Origin of the sequence: Dolichospermum sp. UHCC 0406, from assembly GCF_009712025.1 — a bacterium.
Lineage (GTDB): Bacteria > Cyanobacteriota > Cyanobacteriia > Cyanobacteriales > Nostocaceae > Dolichospermum > Dolichospermum lemmermannii.
Window position 1 is genome coordinate 162,656 of the sequence record NZ_VILA01000019.1, and the last position, 13,194, is coordinate 175,849.

General features: G+C 37.1%; 12 protein-coding genes and 1 pseudogene. 5 read left to right on the forward strand and 8 right to left on the reverse strand.

Annotation, left to right across the window (positions count from 1 at the left end; all coding sequences use genetic code 11):
- Positions 1-547: 547 nt before the first annotated feature.
- Positions 548-1,066: an acetolactate synthase small subunit gene (ilvN, locus tag FJR09_RS18120; RefSeq protein WP_015083282.1), complete on the forward strand. Its 519-nt coding sequence runs from the start codon at positions 548-550 to the stop codon at positions 1,064-1,066.
- Between the two features lie 236 nt (positions 1,067-1,302).
- Here the strand turns inward: ilvN and dnaG are convergent, their stop codons facing one another.
- From dnaG to FJR09_RS18140, 4 genes are all read right to left on the reverse strand, one after another.
- Positions 1,303-3,213, reverse strand: coding sequence for a DNA primase (dnaG, locus tag FJR09_RS18125; RefSeq protein ID WP_168653812.1), 1,911 nt, complete (start codon positions 3,211-3,213; stop codon positions 1,303-1,305).
- Between the two features lie 123 nt (positions 3,214-3,336).
- Positions 3,337-3,552: a hypothetical protein gene (locus FJR09_RS18130; protein ID WP_168654143.1), complete on the reverse strand. Its 216-nt coding sequence runs from the start codon at positions 3,550-3,552 to the stop codon at positions 3,337-3,339.
- Positions 3,553-3,667: 115 nt separating this feature from the next.
- Positions 3,668-4,336, reverse strand: a complete 669-nt coding sequence (locus tag FJR09_RS18135) for a response regulator transcription factor (protein WP_148767000.1) — start codon at positions 4,334-4,336, stop codon at positions 3,668-3,670.
- A 160-nt stretch (positions 4,337-4,496) separates the two neighbouring features.
- Positions 4,497-5,693 (reverse strand): sensor histidine kinase, encoded by a 1,197-nt coding sequence (locus FJR09_RS18140; RefSeq protein WP_168654148.1) that lies wholly within the window; start codon positions 5,691-5,693, stop codon positions 4,497-4,499.
- Positions 5,694-5,903: 210 nt separating this feature from the next.
- Between FJR09_RS18140 and FJR09_RS18145 the strand changes: the two genes are divergently transcribed.
- Positions 5,904-6,416 (forward strand): Spy/CpxP family protein refolding chaperone, encoded by a 513-nt coding sequence (locus FJR09_RS18145; protein WP_168653816.1) that lies wholly within the window; start codon positions 5,904-5,906, stop codon positions 6,414-6,416.
- 118 nt (positions 6,417-6,534) lie between these two features.
- On the opposite strand, the gene FJR09_RS18150 is transcribed toward FJR09_RS18145, so the two are convergent.
- The 4 genes from FJR09_RS18150 to FJR09_RS18165 form a co-directional block, all read right to left on the reverse strand.
- Positions 6,535-7,503 (reverse strand): hypothetical protein, encoded by a 969-nt coding sequence (locus FJR09_RS18150; RefSeq protein ID WP_168651279.1) that lies wholly within the window; start codon positions 7,501-7,503, stop codon positions 6,535-6,537.
- Positions 7,504-7,513: 10 nt separating this feature from the next.
- On the reverse strand, positions 7,514-7,759 hold the full coding sequence (locus FJR09_RS18155; RefSeq protein WP_168651280.1) for a hypothetical protein: 246 nt from the start codon (positions 7,757-7,759) through the stop codon (positions 7,514-7,516).
- Between the two features lie 422 nt (positions 7,760-8,181).
- Entirely contained in the window at positions 8,182-8,646 is a 465-nt protein-coding gene (locus tag FJR09_RS18160) for an Hsp20/alpha crystallin family protein (protein WP_168653813.1), read from the reverse strand.
- A 288-nt stretch (positions 8,647-8,934) separates the two neighbouring features.
- Complete coding sequence (locus FJR09_RS18165; protein ID WP_168631862.1) at positions 8,935-9,693, reverse strand: thioesterase II family protein; 759 nt, start codon at positions 9,691-9,693, stop codon at positions 8,935-8,937.
- Positions 9,694-9,835: 142 nt separating this feature from the next.
- Here FJR09_RS18165 and FJR09_RS18170 point away from each other — a divergent pair.
- The 3 genes and pseudogenes from FJR09_RS18170 to FJR09_RS18180 all read left to right on the forward strand — a co-directional run.
- A pseudogene (locus FJR09_RS18170) lies at positions 9,836-10,636 on the forward strand (efflux RND transporter permease subunit); the annotation flags it as partial.
- Positions 10,528-11,913, forward strand: a complete 1,386-nt coding sequence (locus tag FJR09_RS18175; protein WP_371416442.1) for a carotenoid oxygenase family protein — start codon at positions 10,528-10,530, stop codon at positions 11,911-11,913. The pseudogene FJR09_RS18170 and the gene FJR09_RS18175, both read left to right, overlap by 109 nt.
- A 295-nt stretch (positions 11,914-12,208) precedes the next feature.
- Positions 12,209-13,194, forward strand: a 986-nt coding sequence (locus tag FJR09_RS18180) for a DUF2207 domain-containing protein (protein ID WP_168654149.1), incomplete at its 3' end; no start/stop codon positions are given.

The window sequence follows — 13,194 nt, forward strand, 5'->3', positions numbered from 1 at the left end:
AGGGACTGAGCTTGCAAGAGTAATCAGGCAAGCTGTGCTGACCAGACCACCTTGAGCTTAGTCTCATGGTAGCCGTTATTTAAGTCACGACACCCCGGAATGCGTAGCCCCTTCGGGGTTCAGCAGTCGCTCATGGGGGAAACCCCCAAGACCGCGCTGCTTCACTAGTTCCCTGCTCTGTCACTTGCAATTAAACAGTTTTAAGGTCACTGAAACAGTGTTGCAAGTCTAAAAAGCTTTTATAACTGGTCGTTCGCGCAGCGTGCCGGAGGCATCTAGCTAACATTACCCCAGAAATGGGAGGCTCTTTGGAGCAAAACATTATGCGTACAGAGTTAGAGAATTTGAATCGGTAATTGTCCCGTTGAAAGTACATCACAATAGTACCCCGAATTTCCTAACTCCAAGGCGGTAATGAAAAAAGATTCAAAGCGGTTAAAACCGCCCGTGTCGTTTCCCTCTCAGGGCTACAGCCGCTGAGTTTCCCACTTACCGGGTATTCTTATGAGTGCCGGTCTGCGTTCATGTCATGCTCTTTTAGTCGCCGATGAAACATACGCTGTCAGTTATTGTGGAAGATGAAGCGGGGGTTCTATCCCGCATTGCTAGTTTATTTGCTCGTCGGGGTTTTAATATTGAAAGCCTGGCTGTGGGACCTGCGGAACAGGAAGGAGTATCCCGAATTACGATGGTTGTTCCTGGTGATGATCGCATTATTGAGCAACTTACCAAACAACTGTATAAGTTAGTTAATGTTCTCAAAGTGCAGGATATTACAGAAATTCCTTGTGTAGAAAGAGAATTGATGCTTCTGAAAGTAAATGCTACTAGCAGTAATCGTTCGGAGATTATCGAATTGTCGCAGATTTTCCGAGCGCGAATTGTGGATGTGGCTGAAGATTCTTTGACTTTGGAAGTTGTGGGTGATCCTGGTAAAATGGTGGCGATTGTGCAAATGCTACAAAAATTTGGACTGAGAGAAATCGCTCGCACAGGTAAAATTTCTCTGACTCGTGAATCGGGTGTGAATACTGAATTACTGAAGTCTTTACAAGCAAAAGTCTAGTGTAATTGCAAACGGATGATCAAGAAGTTAATCATCGAAGTTTTTCATGTAATCAAGCAGCAGATATGGTGTAATGGCTATATCTGCTGCTATTATTTTGATAATAGGCATCTCCGGTAATTAAATGTGCGTGGTTTGAAACCCTTGTAGAGACGTTCTATAGAACGTCTCTACATTCATTTTCGGAGATGTCTAATGAAGATTAAAAGTTAGGTGTTGCTAAAATTTCATCTTGCCTAAATTAAGTCGGTAATAGAAAATTGTCGCTGTTTCTCAAGGTCTTGTAAATGAAGTTTTTCTATATATATGGCTTCAGCATAATATTTATCTTTTTCTGGTTCGGCCTCAGGATCTATTTTTTCCCATTGTTCCATAAAATAACGATAGCGTTTTTCTCGAAATACTCTCTCCATACAAGCTAATGCTGCTTGAATAACATGAGGAGTTCGTAATATTTCTGTTTTATTTTTTTCGTTGAGATGAAATATATGAGAAACTATTTCTAGTTCTTCTGCTAATTCTAAATATCTATTTTGCACACTAGAAATTAAATCAACTTCATCAACTGTAAATTCTGCCATTTGTTGCCATAAAAAGCGATGATGAGAAAGACTAAATTCTAAATTACGGTTTTCTAAATCTTCAATAATTATTTGCCGCTGCTGGGAAGAATGAAGATAAATAATTAATAATAATGCCTCCGCTCGTTCTAGTAAACTGCGTTCTGTGTTAACTAAAGATAGCTTTGGGGTTTTAGTTGCGGGATTACTTGTCCGCGGATTTAGAGATTTTATCCTACCAGGTTTAATTTGAGTTAGGAGATTTTCAACTCTTAGAGGAATAAGTCGAGTATCTCCTAAACTCAATATTTCTGCACAGGAAGAAACATAATAATTAAGTGTATCACTATTAACTATATTTTGCAATAGTTTAACTATTTGTTGGGTGACTTGTTGGAAATCAGTAGCTTGTTTTAAATCTCGATTTTTAATAATATTTTGAATTTGCCAATCAAGCCAAAGTGGCGCATTTGTTAATAGTTTTTGATAATCGGCTGAAGTGTGACTATGTAAATATTCATCAGCATCTTTACCATTAGGTAAATTGAGGATTTTTAATTGCACTTCCCCTGCATAAGCCAAATTAGCAATTTCACCAATTGCTCTTTCTGTGGCGTTTGTGCCGGCTTTATCAGCATCGAAATTGAGGATTAATTGTTTGGATTCTGTGTAACGTAATAATAGCCGCACTTGTTCTATACTTAATGCAGTTCCTAATGAAGCAACGGCGTTATTAATTCCGGCTGCATGGAGAGCGATCGCATCAAAATATCCCTCAACTACCACCGCTTGATCAACTTTAGAAATACCGTCTTTAGCTTCATCTAAAGCAAATAACATTTTCCCTTTACTAAATAATTCTGTTTCTGGAGAATTGAGATATTTCGGTTGTTCCTCCGTTAAAGTTCTGCCACCAAAAGCAATGACTCTACCTTGAATATCCCGAATAGGAATCATTAAGCGATCACGAAATACATCATAATATCCACCTCCTTCTTTCCGGGGTTTAATTAATCCCGCTTGTTCTACTAATTGCACAGGATAATGTTTACTTTCTACCAAATAACGGTAAAGAGTTTCCCAACCAGCAGGAGCATAACCTAAACCAAATTGTTGAATTGTTCCCTGTTTAAATTGACGAGTTTGTTCTAAATACTCTAATGCTTTTTGTCCTTGAGACTGTCTTAAAGTGTGTTGATAAAATTGAGCAGCAGTAGCAAGAACCGTATATAATTGATCACGTAAAGATATTTGCCGTTGTAATTCTTGTCTTTGTTCAGGTTCTAAAGTTTTAACCGGGACTTGATAACGTTTTGCTAAATCTAGTACCACGTCTGCAAATTGACGTTTTCCCAAGTCCATGACAAACTTAATCGCATTACCCGCTGCTTGACAGCCAAAGCAATAATACATTTGCTTATTAGGACTAACGCTAAAACTGGGGCTTTTCTCATCATGAAAAGGACATAACCCCAAAAAATCTTTACCTCGTTTCCGCAAAACTACATACTCCGAAACCACATCAACAATATCAGCCCTGAGTTTTACTTCTTCGATAGTGTCTGGATGTAAGCGGGGAATTTGCATGAGAGGTAAACAGTGAGAAGTGATATCTATTATATAGCAGGATTCACATCGAAAAATAGGGATAAAGCATGAGCTAAACCCCTACACCTATTCCCTATTCCCTATTCCCTATTCCCTATGACACTACATATCAGATGCACCAGTAGCAATTAAACATCTGAATAAGGCTGCTGACCATCCTGTTTCTTTGAGTACCGCAGCCCAATAAACTTCTACATAAGCTTGTTCAATAAAAGCTAAATCAATCGGCGTTGGTGAATGAAAGTATGAATTAGTCTCACGCAAAGGCGCAAAGGCGCAAAGATTAAGAGTTTCAGAAAGGGAATTTTTGATTTTCATACCTCAATTCAGCAATACCAATCAATCATACAAATTGCCAATTCATGTTTGCACAATGATGGAACTGTGTAAATGGATGCCTATTTTCTAACCCCCTTCTGAATTAAATTATGTGCTATTTATTTTCAATATTTTGTTGTAAGTAAGTAAAAAAACTATTTGCCAGGATAGCAGCTTGTGTGCGATCGCGTAAACTTAGTCTATTTAAGATATTGGTAACATGATTTTTAACTGTACCCTCAGAAATATACAATTTTTGGGCAATTTCTCGATTATTATCACCAATAGCAATTAACCGCAAAACTTCTTTTTCTCTAGGGGTGAGTTCCGCTAAGTTCGCTGGTACAGCTAATACTGGTTGTGAATTAGCCGGAAATTGAGTGACTAGTTTTTTGACTATTCCTGGTCCCAATTGGGAATATCCTTTGTCAACTGCACGAATGGCGACTGCTAACTCTTCTGAGGGTGTATCTTTAAGTAAATAACCCATTGCGCCATTTTGTAATCCTGCTTTCACATATTCATCATCATCAAAAGTTGTTAAAATAAGAATTTTGCTGTGAGGAAAATGGTGATTAATTTCTTTGGTAGCAGCAACTCCATCTATGATAGGCATTCTGATATCCATTAAAATTACGTCAGGTTTTAATTTTTCAACTAGATTAATTGCGATTTGACCATTTTCAGCTTCCCCGACAATTTCTATATCTGCTTCTAATTCTAATAAGGCTCTTAAACCTTGACGAATTAAACTTTGATCATCTACAAGTAAGACTTTAATCATTTTTGTTGGTAATTGGTAATTGGTAATTGGTAATTGGTGATTGGTGATTGGTGATTGGTGATTGGTAATTGGTAATTGGTGATTGGTGATTGGTGATTGGTGATTGGTGATTGGTGATTGGTAATTGGTAATTGGTAATTGGTAAAAATATTCTCCCCTGCTATAAATAAGGGATATCAACTATAATTTTACAACCATGATTATGACTGCTATGAATATGAAATTCACCTCCTAATGCCAAGGTGCGATCGCGCATACTTTGTAAACCAAATCCAGTAGTATTTTGCTCTAAATCAAAACCTCTGCCATTATCCTGAATTGTTAACTTCACAGTTTCTAATGTTGTTGTTAATTCTAGTTGAACTTCTGTGGCTTGGGCATATTTAGAAATATTAGTTAATGATTCTTGAATAACTCGATAAATAGGAGTTCTGACTTCCATAGACAATGGAGAAATAATGGATATTTGACAACTGGGTAAAATGCCAGTAGAACGCTGAAAATCTGCCGCAAGATTCTGAATTGCCTGTTCTAATGATTGTTCTTGTAAAGGATGGGATCTCATGGTAGAAACCGATTGACGGACATCTTGTAAGGCTTTTGAACCGAGTTCTTTGGCAGTGGCTAAAAACGTCATTGCTCTAGGTATATCGTGTTTTGATAACTTTAAAGCAGTTTCTAATTGAAGATTTAAAGCCGTCAGAGAATGTCCTAAAGAATCATGAATTTCTCTAGCAATACGGTTGCGTTCTTCCAAAGTTGCCTGACTTTCAATTTTCAAGGCATATTGACGGAGTTTTTCGTTTGCAGCTTGGAGTTTATCTCGACTTTGCCGTTCAGATAAAACAGTATTCATTAATACTAAAACAAATACTAAACTTAAACCAAATAAAACTGCTAAACTAAAACTAAAAAACCAAAATCTTTCTTGGGCTATTGGTGAAAATCGTCCAGGAGGCATCCTTTGTCTGAGGGTAAGTAAAAATAAAATAAATGAGGAAAAAGTAACTGCTAATCTTCCTGGTAGTGGAAAAATTAAACAACTGCGAGTTACCAAAATTAGATAGAGAAAGGGAAAAAGCCTCGCACTTCTACCACCAAAAAAGCCAGTAATTAAAATTAATATAACTTCAATAGTCGTATAAATAAATTTATTGATTTTATTGTAAGTAGGCAATCTTAAACCCATTAAACCGAAAAATGTCAAACTGCAAATTGTCAGTTCTGGATACATGACAGAAAAGCGCGGTGAAGGAGATGGCATTAATGCCATTAACGCTGAAAATCCTAATAGTAGCCATTCTAAATAAAGTAGAAATCGAAAAGGATGATTATTAAATTGAATAGGACGATTCATAAAAAATTGATAATTGAAAAAATGGCAGCCTAACCTAGATTTAATATATTTGTATCATGATTCAAGTTCAATAGGATGAGAGGAAGATATTGAAATCCTAATTTCATGACTAAAGTCATGGGTGTAGACGTGACCTTTGCCTCATATCATTACTGGGCGTTAATCTATATGATAGGAACTATAGAAAGCCGACATAACCAAAAGGTATTTATGAAACTGAAGACATTATCACTGATTGCTGGTACTCTGGCTTTAACTTTAATCGCAACTCCATTTGCAGTTCAAGCGGAACAAAATAATCCATCCTCACCTCAACCTGGTAAAGAATGGCAAAAAAAGGGTCAATTTCAAAAGTTGAATTTGACACCTGAACAAAAAGCTAAAATGAAAGAAATCGGCCGCAGTAACCGCGCTCAAATTGAAGCTGTTTTGACTCCCGAACAAAAGACCAAATTACAAGCTGCAATGGCTGAACGTAAGGCTCAATATCAAGCGCAACGTCAACAAAGACAAGGACAAGGAGAACGTCAAGAAGGACGTGGTAAAAAAGGTGATATTTTTGCTTCTTTGAACTTAACTGAAACACAGAAAAATCAAATTAAACAAATTAGAGAGTCATCAAAACAACAAATGCAAGCTGTGTTAACTCCGGAACAGCAAGCACAAATGAAGCAAATGCGAGAAAATATGCGTTCTCGTCGTCAACAAGATAAACCTCAATAATTCTTGACTATTCAAATAAGATTAATAAATTAGGGGTGGGCTTAAAATCTCATCCCATTTTTGTATATAGGCAAACTTTAGAGAGGGCGTTACAATTTGTTAACGCCCCTTTTTTGGATCATTTCTGGACGATCATATTCATATCCCAAGTATACAAACCGATTTGGTTAGGAACTCTCACAAAGCGGCCTGTGCGATGACCCCTAGATAGTTCATTGAGAACCTTATTTTTGACCTCTCTGACTTCTTCAGCATCTAAATGTCCATAAATACCATTGACTATCTCATTCACATTGAAAATTCGTCCGGCATTTTGTTCTAGAAATAAGGTCAGAGCATCAATTAAAAATTGACCATCAAATTGTGCCAACATCGGGACTACTTTCATCTGGGGTCTAGTGAAATGTTTGTTGGTTTTGGTGGATTTAATACTTCTAGATATTCCCTTACCTTGAATTGGTCCTAGTGAATTTACATCTAGGGTATAGCAACCAGGTTCATTGGGAATTGCTGACCAATAACCACTTTCTCTCCCTTGAGTTAGAGATGATTGGACTCTACCTTTAACGACTTTAAAGATAGTAGACTCTAAATTACCGTAGAGCGATCGCACAATAAAATCTATGTGACAGACAGTTCCCACATATTCTCGCAATAGCTTTTTAAGTGCTTCCATGCGAGTCATATTTTCATACTGAGCCAGCATGGGAACGTCTTCCCCTTTACCAACATAGTGACGACGTTGAAAGGAAAAATTGCCTGAGTTGCTAACTTCAGAAAGGGAATGATCAACCTTGAAAGAGTCTGATTTAGGAACTTCTGACTCTAGAGAATCCAAATATTCTACACGAGAACTCTGATTAGAAGACAACAACAACAGTGAATCTTCTTCAGCAGCCTCAACTTGTTCGTTGTCATGAGGATAAGACCAAGTAGACAACAAAGATTCTACATTATCTAATTGCGATCGCGCCTCTATAAATAGACGTTGGTACTCTTGTGCGAGACTCCCATAGTAATCTCGTAATTCCAACAATGGCGTAATAAACACATCGGGTGGTGCTTGTAATTGTCCTGGAGAATTCATAGTAATTCACTCAACCTAAATCTATATTGCTGGTGTAAGTCATGGCTCTAGGTTTGCTCGGTGTCGATACCTGGAGTGATTTTTTAGGAGGTTGGGGAGGACGACAACATTCACAATATAAAGGGCGAGTTCCGAAAGTCTCTCGTTTTGTAGCCTGATTACATTCTTTACAGACAAAGTTGAAAACTCGCGTATGAATCTGCCTTTTGTGCGCTCGGACAGTATATTCTCTAACATCAATTACTTTGGTTGCCATAATTAATAATTGCCAGTCTTAATCCTCTTTATATAGCTATTCAAGCAAATGAAACTGTATCAGTGTGTGTTTTCATAGAAGTTTTCTAAAAAATTAAAAAATCCTATCCAACTCAGAGATACAACCTGCTATTTCCGATATATTAACAGGGACTGGGATATATTGCTCATCCCTTACATAAAAGGATGAAAAGAAATATAGGTTAAACTTGTTGCCCTCAAGACTTGTGAATATAAGAATGCTTTTTTAGCATCTATCTTGAGAATTAACTATATCATTGAAAACATATTTTTAGGCATATTTTTAAACCTGAACCATTGATAATAAATTATGATCTCGCCTACTAGTAACAAAAAAATGAAGGATGAAGTAATTATAAAATCCCTCACCCTTCCTGATCTAGCCTAATCAAAGGCAACTAACTAAAGACGAACCTTCACAGCTTTGTGTTTTTCCGATTCGGCTTTAGGAATAGTTAGATAGAGAATTCCATCCTTATATTCTGCCGCTACCTTCTCATTATCCACAACAGCAGGCAAGGCAATTACCCGTTGGAACTTACCATAACGGAATTCCGAGCGAGTCAAACCTTCTGCCTCCGTTGTTGTTTCCGACCTCCGCTCACCGCTAATAGAAACCGATTCAGGAGTGACTTCGACATCAAGATCCTTTGCGTCCAAACCTGGTATTTCTACTTTCAACTTCAAATCACTATCAGTTTCTGCAATCTCAGCCGGAGGAATGAAAGTTAACCCCACCCTTTCAACTGCATCAGGTGGTAATAATTGTTCAAACAAGCGATCCATTTGCTGCCGGATAATACCCATTTCAGGGAATGGTTCCCAGCGTTCTATTTCCCGTAACGGATTCCAACGTACAAGTGTCATAACTATCTCCTCAAAAATTCACTATTGGACTTTCTGATTTGGTGAGACTAAATCTTCAGCTTGTGACTTGGTAAACAATAATACTACTGGCAAAATCTCTAACTCTTAACTTCTTGAAGCCTAATCTTTAGCCTCCCAATTAGATGATAGCACTAGAAAATCAATTAATTACAGTTCGGTTTTATAGATATAATCTTCGTAATAACCGTACTATTGAGCTAATAACTTCAGGTTCGTATGTTAGAATGCGAGAGTGGATATTGCTACTATTTTTTAGCCAAAAATATCTTAAATATAACACTGTACAGATTGAATTACACTATTAACTAAAGTGCTTTTAGCCGTATTGATAAAAAAGTGATCACCACCGATCATTTTCAATGAAAAAGGGGCAACAGTTTGTTTTTCCCAGGCAGAAAGAGCAGTATAGCTAACTGTTGGATCTTCTGACCCACCAAAAGCACTAATAGGACAATTTAGAGGTGGTTGAGAAGTATAAACATAGGATTCCAAAACTGTAAAATCAGCCCGAATAATCGGCAAAAAAATCTGCATCAATTCGGCATTTTCTAGCACCATTTTGGCAGTCCCATTAAACTGGGATATTGCGGCTAAAAAATCGGCATCTGGTAATTTAGAAATGGGTGGGTTTTCCCTAGGGAATTGTGGGGCGCAACGGGCAGCAATAAAAAGATGCAAAGGATAAAGATTATATTCAGAACGCAGTAGCCTAATTAACTCAAAACTGATTAATGCACCCATACTGTAACCGAAAAAAGCAAAAGGTTTATCTAGACAGGGGATGATATTAGTGGCTATTTCTCGGACTAAAGGGAGGATTTTTGTGTATGGAGGTGATTTGATTTGTCTGCCTCTACCGGGAATTTCGATAGGACATAATTCAATAGTTGCGGGTAAATCATCAGCCCAAGTCCGAAAAACTGAGGCACTAGCACCAGCATAAGCAAAGCAAAATAGGCGTAATTTAGCTTGGGGGTTGGGTTTAGGGCAAGTTATCCAAGATGTGAAAGTGGTTTTAGTTGTCATGATGGAGGTTTATATGGGGTTAATTGCTAATTTGATTGCTGGATCTAGTTTTAAATTAGGAAAAAAGTCACAATAGTTTCATGACTTTTTTCCTAGTCAGGTTAGGAAACTTGGCTCATGCAGAAAATTAGATCAATTTTATGTAATTTTAGAATTGCAGCCAGAATACCAACGTGATCCAAATGCTTTAGCGATGCTGTATGTGCGCTCAAATAATGGTAAATTAGTTCCTTTGAGTGCCATAGCTAATATTACCCAAACTGTTGCACCTTTAACAGTAAACCACCTTGCACAATTACCTTCAGCAACTATATCTTTTGACACTTTACCAGAAGTTTCTTTAAGTCAAGCCACAGCAGCCATTCAGAAACTGTCCGAGGAAATTCTACCATCTACAATTACAACTAATTTTCAAGGTTCAGCCCAGGTTTTTAATCAGTCTTTTGGAAATCTAGGCTGGTTATTACTAATATCCATTGTGGTAATTTATCTAATTCTTGGTATTCTTTATGAAGATTTTATTCACCCAATTACCATTCTTTATGGTTTACCTTCTGCGGGTTTTGGTGCTTTGTTGACGCTGTATATTTTTCAAGTGGAATTAAATCTTTATTCGTTTATTGGCATGATTTTATTAGTCGGTATTGTCAAGAAAAATGGGATCATGTTAGTAGATTTTACCATTGAGTCCCAACGTCAAGACGGAAAAAGTTCAACAATGGCAATTTATCAAGCTTGTTTAGTGCGTTTTTGTTATATTAATATTATTCAAATGATCAATTATATATGCAAACAATTGATAAAAAGTCAACTAAAAAAGCATGGGTTCGGGCAATATCTCAACCTGCAACGGAATTTTCTGCCACTCAATTACCGATTCTTGCAGGTAAAATCCCCGATGGTTTGCGGGGTACACTGTACCGGAATGGACCAGCAAGACTAGAACGGAATGGTGTTGGGGTGGGACATTGGTTTGATGGAGATGGGGCAATTCTGGCTGTTAATTTTACCAATGTCGAAGCAGTTGGGGTTTATCGTTATGTGCAAACCACTGGTTATCAAAAAGAAACTGCTGCGGGTAAATTGCTTTATGGTAATTATGGCATGACTGCACCAGGAATTATCTGGAATCAATGGATAAAACCTGTGAAAAATGCGGCGAATACTTCAGTTTTGGCATTACCTAATAAACTTTTGGCATTGTGGGAAGGTGGTAAACCTTATGCTTTAGATTTGCAAACTTTGGAAACTTGTGGTGAAGATGATTTAGGCAGTTTAACTAAGGGATTAAGTTATTCTGCCCATTATAAGCGGGATGCAAATACAGGGGAAATTTTTAATTTTGGTGTAACTCCTGGATTAAATGCCACAATTAATGTTTATAAAAGTGACTCGACTGGCAAAATTATCCAAACAGCAATACATGAATTAGAAGGAGTACCACTAATACATGATTTTGTGTTAGCGGGACAGTATCTTGTCTTTTTTATTTCCCCAGTGCGGTTAAATCTTTGGCCTGTTTTGTTAGGGATAAGGAGTTATAGTGATTCCCTAGAATGGCATCCTGAATTGGGAACTAAAATTATAGTGCTAGATAGAGAAAATTTATCTTTAGTCAGTCGAGGAGAAACTGAATCTTGGTTTCAGTGGCATTTTGCTAATGGTTATGTAGATAATAGTGGTGCGGTAATTGTGGATATTGCCCGTTATGAAGATTTTCAAACTAATGAATATCTTCGAGAAGTAGTTACCGGGGAAACTCACACAATTGCTAATAGTACATTTTCACAAGTTCAACTTAATCCTTTAACTGGCAAGGTAATTAAAATTGAACAACTTTCAAATCAACATTGTGAGTTTCCTAGTGTTCCTCCACAAAATACAGGTCAATTTTCTCGCTATACTTATATGTCAGGATTTCAACCAGGAACAGATGCTAGTAAGGAACTTTTAAATAGTATTGCTTGTTTTGATCACAAAACTGGAACTTTAACACAAGCAAACATAGGAGAAAATCGCTATCCTTCCGAACCTATTTATGTGCAAAATCCGCAAAACTCTGAACAAGGTTGGGTGTTAACTGTGGTTTATAATGGTCATACTCATAGTAGTGAAGTTTGGGTATTTGCGAGTGATAGATTAAATGCAGAACCTATTTGTAAACTGGGATTACCCAGTGTTATCCCCCACAGTTTTCACGGTACATGGAAACCTGCTTAGAAAAATCCAATCATAGGAATTACGAACCGCAGAGGACACAGAGGACACAGAGGTTAGAGAGGAATGGGAGTTGAAAATAATTTCTGTGTAAGTCCTAAATCAATGTAGGGGTGGGGTTTTCCCACCTTTTAACTTGAGGACTTGATTTGTAATTGTAAAGTTTTGTAACGATATAGATAACATTACTCTGCATTCACAGAAGAACTCATAGAACGAAAAATCAATTCCCCAAATCTATGAATCTTCAACTTTTTATCTCACGCAGAGGCGCAAAGGACGCAGAGAAAAGGAAAATATGAAGAAACTATTAATAAGAAGAATCTCTTTTTTATTACTTGCTATGTTGGTGACTGTTTTCATTACATTTACTCATGCTGTCGCCCAGCAAGTACCATTTTATTGGGATTATATCAATGTTAATATTGATGTGCAAACTAACGGAGATATGTTAGTTACGGAAACACAAAAGTATGTTTTTACATCAGATTGGACAAATCAAAGATATCGCTATATTCCTTTAGATAAAGTTGATGAAATTAAGGATGTAACGATTCAAGAAAATAATAAACTTCTTCCTAGCGAAACGGGAATTGAAAATAATCAATTTTGGATTCGTTGGCAACATCAATTAACAGCACCAGCATCACATATTTTTGTAATTAAATATCGTGTTGTTGGTGGACTGCATATTAATGGTGATAATACTCAAGTTTACTGGAAAGCCATTTTTGCTGACCGTAAAGCCCCAATTCAAGCAGCAGAAGTTTGGGTACAACTACCAGAAGCTTTATCAGGTAAAGTCTTAGAGTTTAAAAACTTTGGTACTCCGGCTACAGCCCGTCAAGTCAGTTCTAGAATATTCGATTTTGTAGCAACTCAGCCTATTTTACCTCAACAAAAGCTAGAAATTCAGATTGCATTTCCTAGTAAGATTCTCAATCTTTCTCAACCTAATTGGCAGCAAAGTAACTTTGGAATTATCATAGGAATCGGGATTATATTTATAGTCTTTTTTGCACTATTTGCAGTAATCAGTAAACCAAAATGTCCTAAATGCAAGAGTTTAAATTTCAAACAGAGTTACCAAGTATTAGTTCCTGCAACTACTAGCCGTTCAGGAAAGCGAAGAGTTATCGACCACTGCAAAAACTGCTCTTACCATAATGAGTATGAAGAGGTGATTCCAGTAATTAATGAAAGTAGCGATTCTGGTAATGATTGGAGCGGTGGTGGTGGTGGCCGTAATGATTGGAACGGTGGTGGTGGTGGCCGTAATGATTG

Coding starts and splice junctions, on each gene's coding strand:
- ilvN (WP_015083282.1), top strand. CDS start 548: ATGAAACATACGCTGTCAGTTATTGTGGAAGATGAAGCGGGGGTTCTA.
- dnaG (WP_168653812.1), bottom strand. CDS start 3,213: ATGCAAATTCCCCGCTTACATCCAGACACTATCGAAGAAGTAAAACTC.
- FJR09_RS18130 (WP_168654143.1), bottom strand. CDS start 3,552: ATGAAAATCAAAAATTCCCTTTCTGAAACTCTTAATCTTTGCGCCTTT.
- FJR09_RS18135 (WP_148767000.1), bottom strand. CDS start 4,336: ATGATTAAAGTCTTACTTGTAGATGATCAAAGTTTAATTCGTCAAGGT.
- FJR09_RS18140 (WP_168654148.1), bottom strand. CDS start 5,693: ATGAATCGTCCTATTCAATTTAATAATCATCCTTTTCGATTTCTACTT.
- FJR09_RS18145 (WP_168653816.1), top strand. CDS start 5,904: ATGAAACTGAAGACATTATCACTGATTGCTGGTACTCTGGCTTTAACT.
- FJR09_RS18150 (WP_168651279.1), bottom strand. CDS start 7,503: ATGAATTCTCCAGGACAATTACAAGCACCACCCGATGTGTTTATTACG.
- FJR09_RS18155 (WP_168651280.1), bottom strand. CDS start 7,759: ATGGCAACCAAAGTAATTGATGTTAGAGAATATACTGTCCGAGCGCAC.
- FJR09_RS18160 (WP_168653813.1), bottom strand. CDS start 8,646: ATGACACTTGTACGTTGGAATCCGTTACGGGAAATAGAACGCTGGGAA.
- FJR09_RS18165 (WP_168631862.1), bottom strand. CDS start 9,693: ATGACAACTAAAACCACTTTCACATCTTGGATAACTTGCCCTAAACCC.